Here is a 19,767-nt window from a genome sequence, read left to right on the forward strand (position 1 = left end):
AACTCAGGGCGCAGGGCTCGGCTCGCGGGGACCTGAGCCCCGGAGCCCGCCGGCCCGGGAATCAGAGCGCCGGCGTGTCGGGGCCGATCCGGCTGCGGACGGCGGTCTGGACCTCGTCCTCCTCGGCCGGGTCGGTGGCCAGCCGCCGCAGGCGTTCCGCCACGCGGACGTCGCCCGTCTCGGCGTGCAGCGCGGCGATCTCCCTGGTGGTCTCCTCGCAGTCCCACAGGCATTCGACGGCGAAGCCGGTGGCGAAGGAGGGGTCGGTCGCGGCGAGGGCGCGTGCGGTGCGGCCGCGCAGCTGGGAAGCGGATGTCTCGCGGTAGATGTGGCGCAGTACGGGGGCGGCGCAGCCGATGCCGAGCCGGCCGGCGCCGTCGACCAGCGTGTAGAGGGACGGCGCGTCGGGGCCGTCGGCCCGTACGGCTTCGCGGAGGGCGCCGAGGACGAGCTTGGCGTCCTGGGCGCCGCCCCGGCAGGCCAGGACGCCCGCCGCGGACGTACCGAGCGCGTCCGGCCGGTGCACCCAGCCGCGGGCGCGGTCGACGGCCGCTTCGCCGCACATCCGCTCGAAGGCGGCGACGGCGGCCTCGGCGACGGTGCGGGAGCCGCCGCTCACGGCGGACTCGATCAGGTCCAGGACGACGGGGTCCTGGGATTCGGCGAGGTAGTGCAGGGCGGCGCAGCGGGCGCCGTCCGGGCCGCCGCGGGCGGCTTCGAGGATCAGGGGCCGGTCCTCGGGCCCGGCGACCGCGGTCAGGCAGCGGGCGGCCGGTCCGTGCAGCGGACTGCCCCGCTCCAGGCCCTGCTGGGCCCAGTCGAAGACGGCCTGGACGCTCCAGCCGGGCCGCGGCCCCGAGGGGCGCAGCTGCCGCTGCCAGCGGTCGAAGGAGCCCTGTTCCCGGGCGGCGCGCACGCGGGCGCCGACGGCCTCGCGCGGATCCTCGGCCCACAGCCGCCAGGGGCGGGGCTCGAAGGCGTCGCGGACGGCGCCGGCCAGCTCGGCGTCGCCCTCCGGCGTGGCCGGGAAGCGGGCGAGGACCGGGAGCGCGAGGCCGCGCAGTCCGGAGTCGTCGTCGCGCAGGGCGAGCTCGTCGAGGGCCCAGGCCCAGTTCGACCCGGTCGCGGCGTACCTGCGCAGCAGGGCGAGGGCGTCCTCGCGGCCGTACGAGGCGAGGTGGCCCAGTACGGAGAGGGCGAGGCCGGTACGGGACTCCTCGGTGTCGAAGTGGTCCTCGGCCCCGAAGAGGTGCGCCTCGATGTCGTCGAGGCCACCGTGGAGATCCAGGTACAGGCGCGCGTAGTAGAGGGAGCGGTTCTCGACCTGCCAGTCCTGGCGCGGGTCGTGGAGAACGCAGCTGTTGAGGGCCGCTAGGGCTTCCGCGCGTGGCGCGGCGAGCGCGTGCAGGGTGCCGTCGCCGCGGCCCCTCTGCAACAGGCCGAGCAAGGTGCCGCTCGGCGCTATGACTGGATCGAACATGGAAAATGCCTCACATCAAGCTGTCGACGCAACCGGGAAGAACCGGGGAACGGTGATCGCCTAGGCCGCGCAGCAACATGTGGAGCCGCCCGTCGTCTTCTGCTTGGTGCTGACCATCTTCCTCTGCCTCTCGTCGGTGGCCCCGTGCGGGCCCGACGTCATGATGACCCAGCCATTTCGCCGCCGCGACCACATTTACGGCACCGCTCTCACCTGGTGTTCAGTGTTCGTTCACCGGGACTCGAACAGCTCCAGGAGATGTGTCTTCCCAAACATCCGCGCGGTATCCACCGCGGACGGAGTCCCTGCCTCCGGATCTGCCCCGCCGGCGAGGAGGGCGCGGACGACGTCGTCCTCGCCCTTGAAGACGGCACCGGCGATCGGCGTCTGACCACGGTCGTTCGCGCTGTTCACGTCGGCGCCGCGGGCCACCAGGGCCGCAACGGCGGCCACGTGGCCGTGATAGGCGGCCAGCATCACCAGGGAGTCGCCCTTGTCGTTGGTGAGGTCCGCGGACACCCCGGCGTCGACGTACGCGGCGAGCGTCTCGGCGTCTCCCCGACGCGCAAGATCGAAAATCTTGGACGCCAGCTCGATGACTTCGGAGTCCGGGGTTTCACTCATCGGACGGACCGCCTTTCAACTGCTTGACCTGCTCATCGACCACGAACGAACCGACAGGGTACTGCCCGGCGGCGGAGGCTTCAGGCCGGGTCGGGGAGCGGGACCCGGAGCGGGACCCGGGTCGGGTGCGCTCATCGGCCAGTCAAGTGAAAACACCACAATTTCACCCATTTGCACCTTTTATCGCATGGATACTTCCTGTGAGGTTGGAAGTACTCAAGGTGACTGTCCCCTCACCCAGGAGAACCTCATGATCCTGTCCATCTCCGGAGTGGTCCTGCTCGGCATCATCGTCTTCCTCTTCTTCAAGAGGGACGGGCTCAAGGCCTCCCACGCCATGGTCTGCGCACTCTTCGGCTTCTACCTGGCGGGCACCGCCATCGCGCCCAGCATCACGGCGGGCGGCGCGAGCCTCGCCAGCCTGCTGGGCGGGATCAAGTTCTGACGCACCAGGATCCCTTCCCCGACTTCAGGAGCACGACGTGGCCCGGCGACCACTCCCCCGGATCCCCCGCATTCCGATCATCGGCGGCGAGCGGATCGCTCGCGGCCGGGAGATGGCCCGCACGGCCGCCGACGGGGCCACGGACGTCCTCCATCCGCTCATCGTCATCGCGCGCGGCCTGCGCAGACTGATCGCGGCCGGGCGCGCCAAGTGGGCGGCGACCCCCAAGGACCGGCGGGGTCCCGCGCTGTTCCTCGGAGCCGCCGGCGTGCTGGTCGTCGCCCTCATGCCGTACGGGCCGCTGCTCGCCCTGATCTCGGTGATGGCCGCGGCGGGCTGGCGGGGGCGGGAGCGCCAGGTCGTACGGACCGGGCCGGATCCGGCGGAGACCGAGCGGCTCAAGGCGCTGTACGAGGCCCTGGTCCCGTACTTCTCCGTGCCCGCGGACCCCAGCCCGCTCTTCGCCCACGGCGGCGAATGGAACAAGGCCTTCAGCGACTTCGCCTTCGACGCGGACGGCCGGCTCACCCGCCTGCTGGTCACCTACCCGGCGTACTTCACGGACGGCGAGGCCGCCTCGCGCGCCCGGATCGAGCAGTTGCTGCACGCCAAGTCCGGGCGGGGCCGGGAGTACCGGTTCGAGTGGGACGAGGAGGGCAACCAGCTCCTGATGACCGTGCTGCCCGCCCTGTCCACCTCGATCGCCGCGCAGCGCTTCGTGACCGTGCCCGGCGAGACGGTGCTGGGGTTCACGGACGCCGGGGCCGTACAGCGGACGGTGCCGGTCCGGGAGGGCGACGCGTCGCGGGACGCACCGCCGGTGGTGTGGCGCACCGGGCACCGCTCGACCGAGCCCCATCTGCTGGCGGTCGGTCAGCCCGGCAGCGGCACCACCACCCTGCTGCGGTCCATCGCCCTCCAGGCGCTGGCGCACGGCGACGTGCTGATCGTCGAGGGCAGCGGCACCGGCGAGTACGCCTGCCTGGCCGGGCGCCGGGGCGTGCTGGGCGTCGAGTGCGACCTGGGCGGGGCGGTGGCCAGCCTGGAGTGGGCGGCGCACGAGACCGAGCGGCGGCTGATCGCGGCGAACCGCGCCCGGCAGGCCGGGCACACCCCGCCGGAGGACACCCGACGGCCGCTGTGGATCCTGGTGGACCGGCCCGGCGTGTTCGGTCATCTGGCGGCGGCCGGCGGACGCGTCGACCCCCAGTCGCTGCTCCAGGTACCGCTGCGGCACGGACGGGCGGCCCATGTGACGGTCGTCGTGGCCGAACAGTTCGACGCCGTCGACACGCTCAGCGAGACCGTGCGGAACCACACCCGCGCGCGGGTGGTGCTGGGGCCCGCTTCCGCCGCACAGGTCGAGGCGGTCCTGGGCGCGGCGCCGCACACCACGCCGACGCCCGACGTGCCGCCTGGCCGGGGGTACGCGCGGCTCGGCACCGGCCCGGTGCTGCGGCTCCAGGTGCCCGCGACGCCGGACCCGTACGACGACGCCACGACCGAGGCGCACCGCCAGGCCGTGCTGGAACTGCTCCCCGAGCACCAGTCGCAGCGGCCCGCGGACGGCGCGGACGCACTGCCGCGCCGCGACCAGTGGCCGACCGGCACGGGCCGGCTGGCCCCGAGCTGACGACCACGGCGGGGGCTCCGGCCGCGAGCCCCGGAGGCGGGCCGGGCGTTCGCGCGCCGCCCCGGCCGCCGACCGGACAGCCCGGCGCCCGCTCGCGAGCGGGGAGCCGCCCCCGGGGCCCGTGGCCGCCTCACGCGCCGGCCTCGCGCCACATCCCATGAAGCCCCGCACGCCAAGGGGCTCGTGCGCCACGCGCCCGCGCACCGCACCGCCGGCCGCGAGCAGGGCGTGGAGACCATGCGGCCGACCGCACCCCGCCCCACGCACCACCCCGCCTCCTCGCCGTCCGCCCCGGCTCCCCACCGCCACCGCCACCGCCACCGCGGGACGGGCGGGGAAGCCGGCCGGGAACGCGCACGCGCCGACTGTGGCCGCTCACCCCCCGCGACTCCTCCTCGCAGGCGGGGCCACCGCCGCTCGCCCCGCCGACGCGAACCGGGGCCCCGGCTCAGGCCACGAACGTGCGCGGCTCCTCCGCCCCGTTCACGCCGTTCGCACCGGCCTCCACCAGGCGGGCCGCGGCGGCCAGCCGGACCGCCGCCTCCTCGGCGACCGGCCCGCCGACGGTGAACGGCAGGCGTACGTACCCCTCGAAGGCGCCGTCCACGCCGAAGCGCGGGCCCGACGGCACCCGGACGCCCACGCGCTCGCCGACCTCGGCGAGCCGGGAGCCGGAGAGCCCGCCGGTCCGCACCCACAGGGTCAGCCCGCCGGACGGCACCTCGAACTCCCAGTCGGGCAGCTCCCTGCGGACGGCGGCCACCAGGGCGTCGCGGTTGTCGCGGGCCTGCGCCCGGCGCAGGGCGACCGCCTCCTCCCAGCCGCCGGTGCGCATCAGCCAGTTGACGCCCAGCTGCTCCAGGACGGGCGTGCCGAGGTCGGCGTAGGCGCGCGCGGCGACCAGCGAGCGGATCACATCGGGTGCCGCGCGGACCCAGCCGATGCGCATGCCGGCCCAGAACGCCTTGCTGGCCGAGCCGACGGTGAGGACGGTGCTGCCGGCCGGGTCGAAGGCGCAGACCGGCCTGGGCATGTCCATCTCGGCGTCCAGGTACAGCTCCGTCATGGTTTCGTCGACGACCAGGACCGTGCCGGCCGAGCGGGCGGCGTCGACCATCTGGCGGCGCTGGTCCTCGTCGGCGAGCGCGCCGGTGGGGTTGTGGAAGTCGGCCACGACATAGGCCAGCCGGGGGGCGGCGTCCCGCAGCACCTGACGCCAGCGGGGCAGGTCCCAGCCGGTCAGCCCCTCCGCCATGGCGATCGGCACCAGCCGGGCGCCGGCCTCCCGCATGAGCTGCAGGATGTTGGCGTACGAAGGGGATTCGACGGCGATGCGTTCGCCGCGACCGGCGAAGAGATGACAGATGGCGTCCATCGCCCCCATCGCGCCGGTCGTGACCATGATCTGCTCGGGCATCGTCGGGATGCCCCGCTCGGTGTACCGGTCGGCGAGCATCTGCCGCAGCGCGGGGAGCCCGGCCGGGTAGTCGCCGTGCGTGTGGGCGTAGGGCGGCAGCTCCTCCAGCGCGCCCTGGAAGCCCCGGGTCAGCCAGGGCTCGGGGGCGGGCAGGGCCGCGCAGCCGAGGTCGATCATGGAACCGAGGGACTCCGGCGGCAGCGGTTCGAGGCCGCGGGCGGGCAGCGGGTTGCCCGCCGGTACGGCGGTCCAGCTGCCGGCCCCGCGCCGGGACTCCAGGAAGCCCTCCGCGCGAAGCGCCTCGTACGCCGCGGCGACCGTGGTGCGGCTGACGGAGAGCGCCAGGGCCAGTTCGCGCTCGGCGGGCAGCCTCGCCGCGACCGGGACGCGGCCTTCCAGGACCAGGAGGCGGATGCCGTCGGCGAGCGCGCGGTAGGCGGGCGGCTTGCGGGTGCCGGGCCCGGCCGGCCGTGGCGCTTGCGCGTTCAGTTGCCGGGCGAGCTGGGCGGGACCCACCGCCGAAGTCCACTGAGCCATGGAATTCAGTCCACCTTTCTCGAATTGGCCATGGTTGCGGTCCAATTCCCCCTCCCACAGTGACATGAGTCAGTCCACCACCACCACATCGGGGGGCACAACTTGTCCACCACCCCGGACACCACGAGCCGGCGCGGCCGGCACCTCACCCGCCGTCTGCTGCAGCTCTACACCGGTCTGACGCTGTACGGGGTGAGCTCGGCCCTCCTGGTGCGCAGCGGGCTCGGGCTGGAGCCCTGGAACGTGCTGCACCAGGGGCTCTCGGAGCTGACCGGTCTCACCATCGGCGTCGTCCTGATCATCGTCGGGGCACTCGTCCTGCTCGCCTGGATACCGCTCAGGCAGAAGCCCGGCCTCGGCACCGTCTCCAACGTCTTCGTGATCGGCGTCGTGATGGACGGCACCCTGGCGGTGACTCCGGACGTGCGCGGTCTGCTCGCCCAGATCCCGCTGATGCTCGCCGGAATCGTGCTCAACGGGGCCGCCACCGGCCTGTACATCGCCGCCCGGTTCGGCCCGGGCCCGCGTGACGGCCTGATGACGGGGCTGCACCGGGTCACCGGCCGGTCGGTGCGGCTGGTCCGGACCGCGATCGAGGTCTCCGTCGTGGTGTCCGGCTTCCTCCTCGGCGGCTCCCTGGGGGTCGGCACGGTGCTCTACGCCCTGATGATCGGGCCGCTCGCCCAGCTCTTCCTGCGCCTCTTCGCCGTCCCCGCCGCGGACGGCGGAAGCACGGTGGTCGCCTCGGGGACACCTCGGCGGGCGATACTGCGGCCGTGACTCTCGTACGCCACCCCTATCTGGACCACCCCTCCCTCATACCGTTCGCCCACCGCGGCGGGGCGGCGGACGGGCTGGAGAACACCGTCGCCGCGTTCCGGCGGGCCGCCGCGGCCGGGTACCGGTACTTCGAGACCGATGTGCACACCACCTCCGACGGCCGGCTCGTCGCGTTCCACGACGCCACGCTGGACCGGGTGACCGACGCCCGCGGACGGATCCGCGACCTGCCCTGGAGCGAGGTCGGCCGGGCGAGGGTGGCGGGGAGGGAACCGCTTCCGCTGTTCGAGGAGCTCCTCGAGGAGTTCCCGGAAGCCCGGTGGAATGTGGACATCAAGGCCGAGTCGGCCCTCGTCCCGCTGATCGAGCTGGTGCGCCGGACCGGTGCGTGGGAGCGGGTGTGCGTCGGTTCCTTCAACGAGGGCCGGGTGGCCAGGGCGCTGCGTCTGGCCGGGCCCCGGCTCGCCACCTCGTACGGGGTGCGGGGTGTGGTGGGGCTGCGGCTGCGTTCCCTGGGCATTCCGGCGGCCCTGCGGGCGGGGGCGGTGGCGGCGCAGGTGCCGGAGAGCCAGGGCGGGGTCCGGGTGGTGGACCGCCGTTTCGTGCGGGCGGCGCACGAGCGGGGGCTGCAGGTGCACGTGTGGACCGTGAACGATCCGGACCGGATGGCCGCTCTCCTCGACCTGGGGGTGGATGGCATCATGACCGATCATCTGGAGACGCTGCGCACGGTGCTGACCGCCCGGGGAGTCTGGGCCTGAGGCGCGCGCCGTCTCGCCACGGGGACGAGCGAGGGGGGCGGGCGTGACCGCCGACACCACCGATCCGGGCACCGGGACCGCCGGTGCAGCCGACCGCAGACGTGAACAACGCGGTTGGTACTTCTACGACTTCGCCTGCTCGGTCTACTCGTCCAGTGTGCTGACGGTGTTCGTCGGGCCGTATCTGACGTCCGTGGCCAGGGCGGCCGCGGACGCCGACGGTTTCGTCCATCCCCTTGGCATCCCGGTCCGCGCGGGCTCGGTCTTCGCGTACGCGGTGTCCGTGTCGGTCATCGTGGCCGTCCTGGTGATGCCGCTGGCCGGAGCGGTGGCGGACCGGACCGGTCGCAAGAAGCCACTGCTGGCCGCGTGCGCCTACCTCGGTGCGACCGCGACGGCGGGACTGTTCTTCCTGGACGGGGACCGCTATCTGCTCGGTGCCTTCCTGCTGATCGTGGCGAACGCCTCGCTCGCGGTCTCGATGGTGCTCTACAACGCCTATCTGCCGCAGATCGCGGAACCGGAGGAGCGCGACGCGGTCTCCTCGCGCGGCTGGGCCTTCGGATACACGTCGGGCGCGCTGGTGCTCGTGCTGGACCTGGTCCTCTACACGGGCCACGAGTCGTTCGGCCTGTCGGAGTCGGAGGCGGTGCGGATCTGTCTGGCGTCGGCCGGGCTGTGGTGGGGGGCGTTCACGCTCGTGCCGCTGCGCCGGCTGCGGGACCGGCGGGTGGCGCCCGGGGGCGAGGGCGCGGTCGGCTCCGGGTGGCGGCAGCTGATGGCGACGCTGCGCGACATGCGCCGGCACCCCCTGACGCTGTCCTTCCTCCTCGCCTACCTCATCTACAACGACGGGGTGCAGACGGTGATCTCCCAGGCGTCGATCTACGGCTCGGAGGAGCTGGGCCTGGACCAGACGACGCTCATCACGGCGGTGCTGCTGGTGCAGATCCTCGCGGTGGCGGGGGCGCTGGGCATGGGGCGCCTCGCGCGGTCGTACGGCGCGAAACGGACCATCCTGGGTTCGCTGGCGGTGTGGACGCTGATCCTGGCGGCCGGCTATTTCCTGCCGGCCGGGGCGCCGGTCTGGTTCTACGTGATGGCGGGGGCGATCGGGCTGGTCCTGGGCGGAAGCCAGGCGCTGTCGCGTTCGCTGTTCTCGCACCTGGTGCCGCGGGGCAAGGAGGCGGAGTACTTCTCCGCGTACGAGATGAGCGACCGCGGCCTGAGCTGGCTGGGGCCCCTGGTCTTCGGCCTCGCGTACCAGGTGACCGGCAGTTATCGGGACGCGATCATCTCTCTGGTGCTCTTCTTCGGGCTGGGATTCGTCCTGCTCGCGCGGGTGCCGGTACGGCGGGCGGTCGCCGCCGCGGGCAACCCCGTACCCGACCGGATTTAGACGTGGAAGTGAAAGGCCGGTAGTGTACGCCTTTGGCCTGCCAGGCGGACCGTTACTGCGCGCTGAAGTAGTGAAGGCGCTGGGTGACATCTGCTGTCAGATGTGACAAACCGGGCACTGGTGGGTACAACAAGGGGCGGCACGACGGGCGACGCATGACCCGCAACGGGAATCTTTACCGCCGACCGGACGTTGACCGGATGACGACGACAGCGACACCTGTCCTGTGGGCGACAAGCCCGGGAGGCACGATTCATGAGTGAGCGAGCTCTTCGCGGCACGCGCCTCGTGGTGACCAGCTACGAGACCGACCGCGGCATCGATCTGGCCCCGCGCCAGGCGGTGGAGTACGCATGCGAGAAGGGGCATCGTTTCGAGATGCCGTTCTCGGTCGAGGCGGAGATTCCGCCGGAGTGGGAGTGCAAGGTCTGCGGAAGCCAGGCACTCCTCGTGGACGGGGACGGCCCCGAAGAGAAGAAGGGCAAGCCGGCGCGTACGCACTGGGACATGCTCATGGAGCGGCGTACCCGCGAGGAGCTCGAGGAGGTGCTGGCCGAGAGGCTGGCGGTTCTCCGCTCCGGCGCCATGAACATCGCCGTGCATCCGCGCGACAGCCGGAAGTCCGCGTAGTCGCCCGAGGGCGAGCGCCGACGGCAAAGCCGTGGGGCGGCGGTACACGATGTGTACCGCCGCCCCACGGCTTTGTGGTGCCCGACCGGGCCGGGCCGCCGGTCCGGGAGATCAGGGGGCGAGGGGTGGCCGGGTGCCGCCCTGCTCGTCGTCGCGGCGACCGGGTGCGTCGTCGCGTACGACCTCGCCCTGGACGACCTTGCCCTCGGGGTGCCGCATCCGGGTCTGCTGGAAGGCGTCGCCGAGACCGGCGAAACCGGGAACGGCCGCGCGCATCCGCCGGTCCAGGGACTTCTCCGCGTACGTGCTCGCCAGGGCGCGGACCGGCGGCAGGAGCAGCAGCAGACCCACCACGTCCGAGACCAGGCCGGGCAGCATCAGGAGCAGTCCGCCGAGCATCAGGAATCCGTTGCCCGTGCTCCCCCGGTCCGGCGACGGCGCGGCGCCCGACTGCTGCTGCTGGAGCGTCTCGCTCAGCGTGCGGAACGCCCGGCGTCCGGCGCGCTTGATCACGGCGGCGCCGAGGACTCCGGCGCCGATCAGGAGGGCGAGCACGGTCAGCCCGCCGGCCGCTCCCGCGACGAGGGTGAGCAGCCAGATCTCCAGCACGAGCCACGCGGCGATGCCGAGCGGGGCGAGGGTGCGCGCGCGAGAGCGCTTCGGGGCGAGGGGAGGCGGTGCGCCGGTCGTCATGGTCCCAGTGTGCCTGGCCACTCGCCGGGACGGGACAAGGGGGTGAAGGGGCGCCGGGACTTCAGGAGGGGCCGGGGCCCTTGCGTCCCAGCAGGCGTCCGGCGCGGGAGCCGATACCCCACGCGGTGACCCGCCACAGCGCCTCGACGACGATGTCCCGGCTCATCTTGGAGTCGCCGAGCTCCCGCTCGACGAAGGTGATCGGCACCTCGACGACGTGGTAGCCGGCGGCGACGGCGCGGCGGGCCAGGTCGACCTGGAAGCAGTACCCCTGGGAGGCGACCTCGTCGAGGCCGAGGCCTTCGAGGGTCTCCCGGCGGAAGGCGCGGTATCCGCCGGTGACATCACGGATGGGGACGTCGAGCAGGAGGCGGGAGTAGGTGCTGCCGCCGCGGGAGAGGAACTCGCGGGACTTGGGCCAGTTGACGACCCGGCCGCCGGGCACCCAGCGGGAGCCGAGGACGAGGTCCGCGCCCTTGAGCGCGGTCAGCAGGCGGGGCAGCTCCTCGGGCTGGTGGGAACCGTCGGCGTCCATTTCGACCAGGACGCCGTAGTCGCGCTCGATGCCCCAGCGGAAGCCCGCCAGATAGGCCGCCCCGAGGCCTTCCTTGCCCTTGCGGTGCAGGACGTGGACGTGGTCGTCCTCGGCGGCCAGCTCGTCGGCGAGCTTGCCGGTGCCGTCGGGGCTGTTGTCGTCCGCGACGAGGACATGGGCGTCGGGCACGGCCTTGCGCACACGGGAGACGATCGGCTTGATGTTCTCGGCCTCGTTGTAGGTCGGGATGATCACCAAGGCTCTGCCGAGCGGGCCGTATCGCCTCTGGCCACCGTCGTTCACTGCTGCCCCTCACGTCCGTACACGGATCACCACCATAGCGAGCCTCCGGAGCGGCTCGTGGCGGCGGCTTCGGGAAAGCGGGTGCGTGGGACGCGCGGAACGGGGCCCGGCGTCCTTCGGGCCGACCTGGGTCCCGCTGGCTGCGGGCCGACCGAGAGCCGTTGTCTACTGAACTTCCGGGCCCCACCCGGGTCGCACCCTCCCCCGGGCTCGCCAGGAGCAGGGGGGACCCCCTTCCGGAAAAGCCTTCCCTCGCCCCCGAGGCGCGGTCGCTGCACCTGGCTCCCAGTGGCGGTGCGCCGGTGCGGCACACCACCCCCTGATCCAGCGGCGTTCGACGACTGTGGGGAGGTCGACCGGTCGGACGTCCTGTGGTGGACTCGGCCGAACCTACCCGCCGCCGACCGCTCGCTGTCAACAGCCCCACAACCTGCGGCGTTTACGGAATGACCAGGTCAGCGGGGAAGATCCGCAGGTCGCGGACGAGCCCCGGCGCACGCGACCCGGCGCGCGAAATGTCCCCCTATCACTCGTTCGGTCGCACGAAGATCGTTTGTCCGAAGACCACGGTCCGCAGACAGACCGGGAGGTCGGCGCCCGGGGCCAGGTCGGGCAGCCCGGGGGTGCCGGAGCGGGGGTCGGTGGACCAGCGGGCGACCCGGTCGTCGGGCGCCTGGACGACCAGATCGCCGGTGCGCCAGATCGCGTAGTCGGCGGGCGCTCCGGGGACGAGGACCCCCGCGTCGTCGCGTCCGGTGGCCCGCCAGCCGCCCCGCGTGTGGGCGGTGAAGCCGGCGCGCACCGAGATCCGGTGTTCGGGGGTGCGGTGGAAGGCGGCGGCGCGGACGGTGCCCCACGGGTCCAGCGGGGTCACGGGGCTGTCGGAACCGAAGGCCAGCGGCACGCCGGCACGCAGGAGGGCGGCGTACGGGTTGAGCGTGCGGGCCCGCTCGGCGCCCAGGCGCTGGGCGTACATGCCGTCCTCGCCTCCCCAGGCCGCGTCGAACGCGGGCTGCACGGAGGCGGTGAGCCCGAGCTCCGCGAAGGCGGCGACGGTCTCGGGGGTGAGCATCTCGGCGTGCTCGACGCGGTGGCGGGCGGCGCGGATCCGGGCGAGACCGAGGGTCTCGGCAGCGGTCCGCACTCCCTCGACGACGGCGCTGACGGCGGCGTCGCCGATGGCGTGGAAACCGGCCTGGAGACCGGCCTCGGTGCAGGCGGTGACGTGTGCCGCGACGGCGTCGGCGTCCAGGTGGGCGGTGCCGGTGTGGCCCGCGTCGGCGTACGGCTCGTGCAGGCAGGCCGTGTGGGAGCCGAGGGAGCCGTCGACGAAGAGGTCTCCGGCGGCGCCGATCGCGCCCAGCTCGCGCGCCCGCTCCACGTCGGTGTCGGCCCAGTACCCGACGACCCGGGGGCCCGCCTCGGCCGCGGCGGTCTTCAGCAGGCCGGTGAAGTCGTCCTCCGAGGAGATGTGCGGGCCGCCGCACTCGTGGACGGTGCCGATGCCGAGGGAGGCGGCGCGGCGCAGGGCCGCCCGCTGGGCCTCGGCGCGCTGGTCGGCGGAGACGGCGGCGTACGCGGCGGAGCGCACGGCGTGGTGGGCGTCGCCGGTCAGCGGCTCGCCGTCGCGGTAGCCGGTCAGGGAGCGGACGCCGGGCACCAGATCGAGCAGCGCGGTGGTGACGACGGCCGAGTGGACGTCGATCCGGGTGAGGTAGAGCGGGCGACCGCCGGTGAGCTCGTCCAGCTCGTCCCGGCGCGGCGCCCGCCGCTCGGGCCAGCGGGAGGCGTCCCAGCCGTGCCCGATGAGGATGGGGTCGGCGGGCCGGTCCGCGGCGTACGCGCGGACGCGGGCGGCCGCGTCGGCGAGGGAGGCGGCGCCGGACAGGTCGAGACCGGTGAGGGCGAGGCCGGTGGACGTGGTGTGCACGTGGGCGTCCACGAACGCCGGGGTCACCAGGGCGCCTTCGAGGTCGACGACCTCGTCCACGCCCGGGGCGAAGGCGTCCGCGGCGCCCTCGGAGCCCACCCAGGCGATGTGCCCGCGCTCGACGACCATCGCGGTGGCGAAGGGGTCGGCGGGGCTGTGGACGTCTCCACCGCGCAGCAGCACGGTGCGGTGTTCGCTCTCGGTCATGGTGACCAGCCTAAAGACGGTGCTAGACGCGCGGCGGCCGGGCCTCGTAGGGCGTGGAGAGGACCACGGTGGTGCGGGTGGAGACGCCGGACTTGGAGCGGATGCGGGTGAGCAGGTGCTCCAGCTCCAGCGGGGTCGCCACGCGGACCTTGAGGATGTAGTTCTCGTCGCCGGCGACGCTGTGGCAGGCCTCGATCTCGGCGACGTCGGCGAGCCGTTCGGCGATGTCGTCGGGGGCGCTGGGGTCGAACGGTTTGACCGAGATGAAGGCGGTGAGCGGCAGCCCGACCGCCTCGGGGTCGACCACGGCGGCGTACCCGCGAATGACGCCGCGCTGCTCGAGGCGGCGCACGCGCTGGTGCACCGCCGAGGTGGACAACCCCGTGGCCTTGCCCAGGTCGGTGTAGCTCATGCGCCCGTCCTTGACGAGCAACTCGACGATCTGACGATCCAGCTCCTCCATGCGGTCAACCTATTGCCCCGGGTGCCCCGCGGCACAGTCGGAGGCACCTCGGAGGGGCACCTGCGAGCGGCATGTGACCAACGCCACAGGTTTCCTGCTCGGTCGTTCGAGACCGGACGGTTACCTGGCGGGCCCGGAGGGAAGTGCTTGCTGTGGTCGAGGCCGCATGAGCCTGGTCGGCCCACCCGAGGGGGAGATTCTCCATGCAGGAGCCTGTTGATTCGGTCGAGACGAACGAGCTCGACTCATACGACACTTTCGAGATGTTCCGGGTCGTCTGCCCGGACTGTGCGCAGCCGATCGCGCTGCTGGCGGACGAGGACGTGCTGCCCGAGCACGCGTTCTGCCCCACGCCGTGGAATCCGTTCGTGCTGTCGGTGTGTTCCGGCACCGGACGGGCGGCGGCCGAGGCGCGGCCCGCCGACGAGACGCTGGACGTCCAGGAGCAGGAGACGGGCCTGCTGCTGACGCTCCCCCAGGGTCTCGACTGGCGTACGCAGCCTTTCTCGCACGTGGGCGGTCCGGGTTCGCGCCCGATCAAGGTGCCGCAGATGCGGCGCGCGGCCTGATCCGGGTCACCAGTACCGGTCCTGCACCATCGCCGCCAGGGTGGCGTGGTGCAGGATCAGGCCGTCCGGGTCGTCGGGCACCTTCACCTCGCCGAAGTGCACCTGCCGGTAAGCGACACGCAGCATGACCACGGCGTGCCGCAGCGCCGCGTAGAGGGTGTGGAAGTCCATGTCGCGCGGGGTGTGTCCGGTGAGTTCGGCGTAGTGCCGCTCGACGCTGTCACGGCGGAGGAAGTCCGGCAGTCCGCGCCGCCCGAAGCTTTCGGTGAGGTCCTGGAAGAACCGGTGGAGGTACACGGTCCAGCCGAGGTCGACCTCGCGCGGGGCGTGGCCGGCCATCTCCCAGTCGAGTACGGCGGCGGGTTCGAAGCCGTCGTAGACGATGTTGCCGATACGGGCGTCGCCCCAGCTGAGGACGGCCGGTCCTTCGTCGGCGGGCCAGATCGCCTCCAGCCGGTCGAAGGCGGCTTCGATCAGCGGTGAGCGGGGCAGTCCGTCGGTGACCCAGGCGTAGTAGGCGCGCTGGGCGTCGACGTGCCGCCGCAGCGGGCTGCCCTGGCCGTCCGGGAACAGGAACCGTGCCTCGTGTGCCGGGAACTGGTCGTGGAGCCGGGCGAGCACCGAGATACTGGCGGCTTGGAGGCGGGCGCGTTCGGCGTCGGTGGCGGAGTGCAGCCAGTTGCCCTCGTAGGTGTAGGGCATGACATCGGGCGGTACGCGGCCTTCGGCACGCGCCATGACGAAGAAGGGTGCCCCGAGTGCCGTCGGGTCGTCCTCCAGCCACAGCACGCGCGGCACCGGTACGTCGGTGTGCGCGGCGACGAGGCGCATCACGCGGTACTGCCGCGCCATGTCGTACACCGGGAAGACCGTGTACGCGGCCGGGTCGGCTGCCAGGCGCAGGACGCAGCCGGGGACGGGCGCGTCCGGGTGGTCGACGGTGAAGAGCAGGGTCTCGCTGGACATGCCGTTGGAGGCGGGTACGGCGACGTCGGTGACGCGCGCGCCGGGGAGGCGGGTGTCGAGCCAGGCGGTGAGGCGGCGGGCGAGTTCGGCGGGCCGGCGAGTGGTGGTGCGGGGGCGCGGTGCCGTGGCCATGACGCGGCTCCTCACGGGGCGGTGGACGTGTAGTCGGTGAAGCCGCTGGGGTCGTGGCGGCCGAAGCTGCCGTGTTCGAAGATTCCGTATCCGGTGCGACCGCCGAGGGTGAAGCGGGCGGCGTGGTCGGTGACGCCGAACGCGGCCATGGGATGGGCGGCGGGGTCGGAGAGGTCGTAGGTGCGCCGGTCGGTCCAGCCGCGGCCCTGCCAGGTGCCGTGCTGCCAGTCCGCGGCGGGCGGGTAGCCGGCGCCGACGGCGAGGGGTGAGGACAGGAGTGTCTCGACGCCGACCTCCAGGGACCTGCCGGAGGGTTCGGTGAGGTGGACGGTGGCGCTGACGGGGTGGCGGGTGCCGGAGCGGTAGGTGATGTCGGTCCGGGGCCAGCCGAGCTGGGTGTCGTGCTGCCCGGGGCGGACCAGCAGTGCCTCGTTGAGGGTGCGGTGGCCGTCGGCGTCCTCCTGGGCGATCACCATGAGGAACCGGTCGTCGAAGCGCATGGGGATCCAGAGCCAGTGAAAGCCCTCGGGACGCTCCTCGGCGGCGCGACCCGGCTCCTCGCCGGGGAGGGGGCGTACGCCCCAGCTGCGGTCGCGGGTGCCGGTCCACTCCCCTGCCGTCACGGGTATGTCCCGGCCGGCGGCGCGGACGGTCCCGGAGCAGTGCCCGGCCTGGACGAAGCGGCGCCCTTCGAGGACGAGGCGGCCGCCGCGGCGCTGGATGTGGTGGGGTTCCCAGACGGCGGGGAAGTCCGCGGTCCAGGTCAGGTCGTAGGAGAGCGAGCCGGGGTCGGCCGGGTCGGGGTCGCAGCGCAGGGTGAAGCGGCGCAGCGGCTGGTCGACGGTGATGTGCAGCGGCCCGACGGAGAGGTTGAGGCGATCGTCGCCGAGGGCGTCGGAGGCACGGACGGCGTGCAGTACGTCTCCGGTGCGGAGGGTGGCGTAGGCGTCGATCACGCCGGTGTTGGGGTAGACACCGAGGCCGGCGACGAGGAGGGCGCGGCCGTGGTGGTCGAGGACGTGGAAGATGCAGCGGTCGTAGGCGTTGCGGTCGCCGCTGACGTGGTGCTTCATGGACAGCGGCGCCTGGTGCACCGGGTACTCGTCGAGCGGGACCGGCCGGTCGTCGGACACGCCTGACCTCCTCTTCGGCAAGGGAGGTTGACGGTACGTCAGAAATCATGCGGCGGAAAGACGCGTGCGACCGGTGGCTCCGGGGTGAGGGCGGCCGGGGAAGCCGCGAACTGGCGCCCGAATCCGCCGGGGGGTGACCAGGCGGGCCCGCCCGGCGTTGGCCTGGCATGACCTCGTTGTACCCGATGAGCGGCCATGGCCTCGGCTACCCGCTTCCGAGCACCGAAGAATCGGTTCCGCACGGGGCCGACCCGCCCATCTACCTCGCCCTGGTACGGCATTGGGCGAGCAGTGGCCGGACCGTGCCGGGCCGCCGTGACCATGAGTGGGCCAGGCTCACGGCGGCACCGGTGTGGACGCTCCCGGGCGAGGTCAGCGGCTCTCGGGGCCCGCTACGTGGCGGGCGATGACCATCCGCTGGATCTGGTTGGTGCCTTCGACGATCTGCAGCACCTTCGCCTCGCGCATGTAGCGCTCGACGGGGAAATCGGCGGTGTAGCCGTAGCCGCCGAGCACCTGGACCGCGTCGGTGGTGACCTTCATCGCCGCGTCCGTGCAGAACAGCTTGGCCATCGCGGCCTGCTTGGAGAAGGGCAGACCCCGGTCGCGCAGCCGTGCCGCGGAGAGGTAGAGCGCCCGGCCGGCCTCGACCTGCGTGGCCATGTCGGCGAGCATGAAGCGCAGGCCCTGGAAGTCGGAGATGGGGCGGCCGAACTGCTGCCGGCCCTCGGCGTACGCGACCGCCTCGTCGAGCGCCGCCTGGGCGACGCCGACGGCGCAGGCCGCGATCCCGAGGCGGCCGGAGTCCAGCGCGGACAGCGCGATCGAGAAGCCCTGCCCCTCGTCGCCCAGACGACGCGAGTCCGGGACACGCACTCCGTCGAAGTGGACCTGGGCCGTGGGCGAGCCCTTCATGCCCATCTTCTTCTCGGGCACGGCGGCGGACAGCCCCTCGGCGTCGCCGGGGACGAGGAACGCGGTGATGCCGCGGGCGCCCTCGGGGCCGGTCCGGGCGAGCACCGTGTAGAAGTCGGCGACACCGCCGTGGGTGATCCAGGCCTTGGTGCCGGTGATGATCCAGTCGTCGCCGTCCCGGACGGCCTTGGTGCGCAGGGACGCGGCGTCGGAGCCGGAGGAGGGCTCCGAGAGGCAGTACGCGCCGAGGAGCCCGCCGCCGAGCATGGCGGGCAGATGCTCGGCCCGCTGCTGCTTGCTGCCGTAGCCGGCCAGCGCGTGGCAGGACAGCGAGTGGACACTGACGCCGAGGCCGACGGTCAGGCGGGCGGCCGCGAGCTCTTCGAGCACCTGGAGGTAGACCTCGTAGGGCTGGTCCCCGCCGCCGAAGTCGGAGCCGTACGGCAGGCCGAGCAGGCCGGCTTCGGAGAGCAGGGAGAAGACCTCGCGGGGGAAGCGGCCGGTCTCCTCCTCCTCGGCCGCATGGGGAGCGATCTCCCGCTGGACGATGTCGCGCACCAGGGCGACGAGATCCCTGGACTCCTCGGTGGGCAGCTGACGTTCCACCGGCTGCGGGGCGCGGTCGGGCATGGGGGCGCTCTCCTCCCTGTCGGGCGCTACGGCGGTCGCGCGCGAAGGGTTGGGCGGCGCCGCCGGGTCTCACTGCTTCGCCGATGCTGCCTTCCCGGATCACGGAAAGAGCCTGACCAGCGGCTGTGGCGGGTTGAGTATGCCCGATCGGCGGGCTCCCGTCACGGGGTGGAGGAGATCGTTCCGCTTGACCCCTTCCGGGAGCCGATTGGTCCGCACCATTGACGCACTGGTCTAGTCCTCCTACGGTTCACACCTACGACGCGTACATGCCACGTCGGTCCCGCGGTTCCCCCCACCTGTTCCGCCCCCACGAGGAGACACGCATGCTCGCACCCTTCCGCCGGCGCGCCCGCGTCCGGACGATGATCGCCGCCACCGCCGGGCCGCGCTGACAGCCGGTCTGCTGGGTTTCGCCGGCCCCGCCGCCTCCGCCGGGGAGAGCGCCCGCACCGCCCCGGCGCACTCCGCAGCGGCGACTCCCGCGGCAGCCAGCTCCAAGGTCGTCGGCTACTTCACCAACTGGGTTGTGTACGACCGCAATTACCACGCCAGGGCCTCGCCCCCGGCACGTACGAGCAGGGCATCGACGACTACAAGGTGCTGAAGACCACGTGCCCGGCCAACGGCACGGTCGCCGGCACCGCGTACGCGCACTGCGGCAACCAATGGTGGAGCTACGACACCCCCGCCACCATCGCCGGGAAGATGGCCTACAAGAACCGGCAGGGCCTCGGCGGCACCTTCTTCTGGGAGCTGAGCGGCGACACCGCGGGCGGTGAACTGATCAAGGCGATCGGCTGACTCCTCCCCTACGGCGCCCCGCCGGTCCGTCCCGGTGTCCGGTCTCGCCGCACTCGGCCCGCGGCGGGCGCAGCCCCGGCCGGCACCGCCGGGGGTGGGCCGGGCACTCCGGGACCTGCTCCTCGATCGCGGCGAGCGTGCCGCGCAGCATCCGCACCAGCAGCGCGCAGACCGTCTCGCGCTCCGGTCCCGGCTGCCCCAGCCGGTCGAGCGTGGATGTCCTCGAGGCCGCTCAGCCGGCCGATCAGCCCGGGCCTGACCAGCGGCGGGACCACGCGGCGGCGTACGCGCCCTCGGCGATGGTGGCGACCAGCGCCTCGCGCACGGTGTGCCGGATCGCCTGGCGCACGGTGTGCCGGATCGCCTGGCGCACGGTGTGCCGGATCGCCTGCACCTCGGGGTCGAACCCGAGGCGCCCGTGACGACGGTGCGGTACGCCGCCTGATGGGTCTCGGCGTAGCGCAGACAGCCGTCGCCCGTCCGCCGGACGCGCTCGCGGGCCGGCAGCGCGACGCATGATCCGGGCAGTACGGCAGAGCCGCCCGGACAGCGGTCAGAGCAGGCCGACCTTGGTGACCAGCATGGCGATGACGACGACGAGCACCCAGCCCAGGACGTGCTCCAGCACCTGGGGCCCGTCGTCGGGGCCTCCGGTCCGAACGCGGGGGGCGGCAGCGGCGGCGGTCGTCGTCATGGTGTCTCGCTCTGTCGTCGTGCTCGGTCGTCTGGCGCGAGCGGCGTGCTGTGGACGTTCCCCCCGGTGACCAGACCACAGTGCCAG

At 73.0% G+C, this 19,767-nt stretch carries 19 protein-coding genes and 1 pseudogene; 8 read left to right on the forward strand and 12 right to left on the reverse strand.

The features are described 5' to 3' along the window. Positions 1-61: 61 nt before the first annotated feature. A complete protein-coding gene (locus ACY34K_RS19925) occupies positions 62-1,480 on the reverse strand; it encodes a HEAT repeat domain-containing protein (RefSeq protein WP_462748884.1) in 1,419 nt (472 codons plus the stop codon). 231 nt (positions 1,481-1,711) lie between these two features. Further along, on the reverse strand, positions 1,712-2,104 hold the full coding sequence (locus ACY34K_RS19930) for an ankyrin repeat domain-containing protein (protein WP_462748886.1): 393 nt from the start codon (positions 2,102-2,104) through the stop codon (positions 1,712-1,714). Between the two features lie 250 nt (positions 2,105-2,354). Between ACY34K_RS19930 and ACY34K_RS19935 the strand changes: the two genes are divergently transcribed. Together ACY34K_RS19935 and ACY34K_RS19940 are read left to right on the forward strand one after the other, a co-directional pair. Further along, positions 2,355-2,549 (forward strand): hypothetical protein, encoded by a 195-nt coding sequence (locus tag ACY34K_RS19935; RefSeq protein WP_462748888.1) that lies wholly within the window; start codon positions 2,355-2,357, stop codon positions 2,547-2,549. Between the two features lie 37 nt (positions 2,550-2,586). Then, positions 2,587-4,182, forward strand: coding sequence for a hypothetical protein (locus tag ACY34K_RS19940; RefSeq protein WP_462748890.1), 1,596 nt, complete (start codon positions 2,587-2,589; stop codon positions 4,180-4,182). A gap of 448 nt (positions 4,183-4,630) precedes the next feature. Here the strand turns inward: ACY34K_RS19940 and ACY34K_RS19945 are convergent, their stop codons facing one another. Next, a complete protein-coding gene (locus ACY34K_RS19945; RefSeq protein ID WP_462748891.1) occupies positions 4,631-6,136 on the reverse strand; it encodes an SCO1417 family PLP biosynthesis transcription factor in 1,506 nt (501 codons plus the stop codon). 102 nt (positions 6,137-6,238) lie between these two features. Here ACY34K_RS19945 and yczE point away from each other — a divergent pair, with 102 nt between their 5' ends. The 4 genes from yczE to ACY34K_RS19965 all read left to right on the forward strand — a co-directional run bounded on the left by yczE (position 6,239) and on the right by ACY34K_RS19965 (position 9,706). Further along, complete coding sequence (gene yczE / locus ACY34K_RS19950; RefSeq protein ID WP_462748893.1) at positions 6,239-6,916, forward strand: membrane protein YczE; 678 nt, start codon at positions 6,239-6,241, stop codon at positions 6,914-6,916. Next, the gene (locus ACY34K_RS19955; protein ID WP_462748894.1) at positions 6,913-7,677 is read left to right on the forward strand and encodes a glycerophosphodiester phosphodiesterase family protein; all 765 of its coding nucleotides are present in this window, start codon (positions 6,913-6,915) and stop codon (positions 7,675-7,677) included. The genes yczE and ACY34K_RS19955 overlap by 4 nt, the downstream gene beginning before the upstream one ends. A gap of 43 nt (positions 7,678-7,720) precedes the next feature. Next, complete coding sequence (locus ACY34K_RS19960; protein WP_462748895.1) at positions 7,721-9,076, forward strand: MFS transporter; 1,356 nt, start codon at positions 7,721-7,723, stop codon at positions 9,074-9,076. A 255-nt stretch (positions 9,077-9,331) separates the two neighbouring features. Continuing rightward, complete coding sequence (locus tag ACY34K_RS19965; RefSeq protein ID WP_026278069.1) at positions 9,332-9,706, forward strand: RNA polymerase-binding protein RbpA; 375 nt, start codon at positions 9,332-9,334, stop codon at positions 9,704-9,706. Positions 9,707-9,817: 111 nt separating this feature from the next. Here the strand turns inward: ACY34K_RS19965 and fxsA are convergent, their stop codons facing one another. The 4 genes from fxsA to ACY34K_RS19985 all read right to left on the reverse strand — a co-directional run bounded on the left by fxsA (position 9,818) and on the right by ACY34K_RS19985 (position 13,837). Next, positions 9,818-10,399 carry an FxsA family membrane protein gene (gene fxsA, locus ACY34K_RS19970; RefSeq protein WP_462748898.1) on the reverse strand — a complete coding sequence of 194 codons (582 nt, stop codon included), beginning with the start codon at positions 10,397-10,399 and terminating at the stop codon, positions 9,818-9,820. A gap of 61 nt (positions 10,400-10,460) precedes the next feature. After that, entirely contained in the window at positions 10,461-11,237 is a 777-nt protein-coding gene (locus ACY34K_RS19975) for a polyprenol monophosphomannose synthase (RefSeq protein WP_462748899.1), read from the reverse strand. A 526-nt stretch (positions 11,238-11,763) separates the two neighbouring features. After that, entirely contained in the window at positions 11,764-13,374 is a 1,611-nt protein-coding gene (locus ACY34K_RS19980) for an amidohydrolase (RefSeq protein WP_462748900.1), read from the reverse strand. A 22-nt stretch (positions 13,375-13,396) separates the two neighbouring features. Then, the gene (locus tag ACY34K_RS19985) at positions 13,397-13,837 is read right to left on the reverse strand and encodes an Lrp/AsnC family transcriptional regulator (protein WP_462748902.1); all 441 of its coding nucleotides are present in this window, start codon (positions 13,835-13,837) and stop codon (positions 13,397-13,399) included. 203 nt (positions 13,838-14,040) lie between these two features. Between ACY34K_RS19985 and ACY34K_RS19990 the strand changes: the two genes are divergently transcribed. After that, positions 14,041-14,406: a hypothetical protein gene (locus ACY34K_RS19990; RefSeq protein ID WP_462748904.1), complete on the forward strand. Its 366-nt coding sequence runs from the start codon at positions 14,041-14,043 to the stop codon at positions 14,404-14,406. 6 nt (positions 14,407-14,412) lie between these two features. Here the strand turns inward: ACY34K_RS19990 and ACY34K_RS19995 are convergent, their stop codons facing one another. The 3 genes from ACY34K_RS19995 to ACY34K_RS20005 form a co-directional block, all read right to left on the reverse strand. Beyond that, complete coding sequence (locus tag ACY34K_RS19995) at positions 14,413-15,504, reverse strand: phosphotransferase family protein (protein ID WP_462748906.1); 1,092 nt, start codon at positions 15,502-15,504, stop codon at positions 14,413-14,415. 11 nt (positions 15,505-15,515) lie between these two features. Further along, positions 15,516-16,637 (reverse strand): hypothetical protein, encoded by a 1,122-nt coding sequence (locus ACY34K_RS20000; RefSeq protein WP_462748908.1) that lies wholly within the window; start codon positions 16,635-16,637, stop codon positions 15,516-15,518. A gap of 372 nt (positions 16,638-17,009) precedes the next feature. After that, positions 17,010-18,182 (reverse strand): acyl-CoA dehydrogenase, encoded by a 1,173-nt coding sequence (locus ACY34K_RS20005; RefSeq protein ID WP_462748910.1) that lies wholly within the window; start codon positions 18,180-18,182, stop codon positions 17,010-17,012. A 555-nt stretch (positions 18,183-18,737) separates the two neighbouring features. Here ACY34K_RS20005 and ACY34K_RS20010 point away from each other — a divergent pair. Continuing rightward, positions 18,738-18,986, forward strand: a pseudogene (locus ACY34K_RS20010) (glycosyl hydrolase family 18 protein); the annotation flags it as partial. Positions 18,987-19,230: 244 nt separating this feature from the next. Here the strand turns inward: ACY34K_RS20010 and ACY34K_RS20015 are convergent. Together ACY34K_RS20015 and ACY34K_RS20020 are read right to left on the reverse strand one after the other, a co-directional pair. Further along, positions 19,231-19,359 (reverse strand): hypothetical protein, encoded by a 129-nt coding sequence (locus ACY34K_RS20015; RefSeq protein WP_462748911.1) that lies wholly within the window; start codon positions 19,357-19,359, stop codon positions 19,231-19,233. 180 nt (positions 19,360-19,539) lie between these two features. Continuing rightward, positions 19,540-19,680 carry an SCO1431 family membrane protein gene (locus ACY34K_RS20020; RefSeq protein ID WP_462748913.1) on the reverse strand — a complete coding sequence of 47 codons (141 nt, stop codon included), beginning with the start codon at positions 19,678-19,680 and terminating at the stop codon, positions 19,540-19,542. Between the last annotated feature and the right edge of the window lie 87 nt (positions 19,681-19,767).

This window comes from Streptomyces sp. STAM6, from assembly GCF_054963715.1.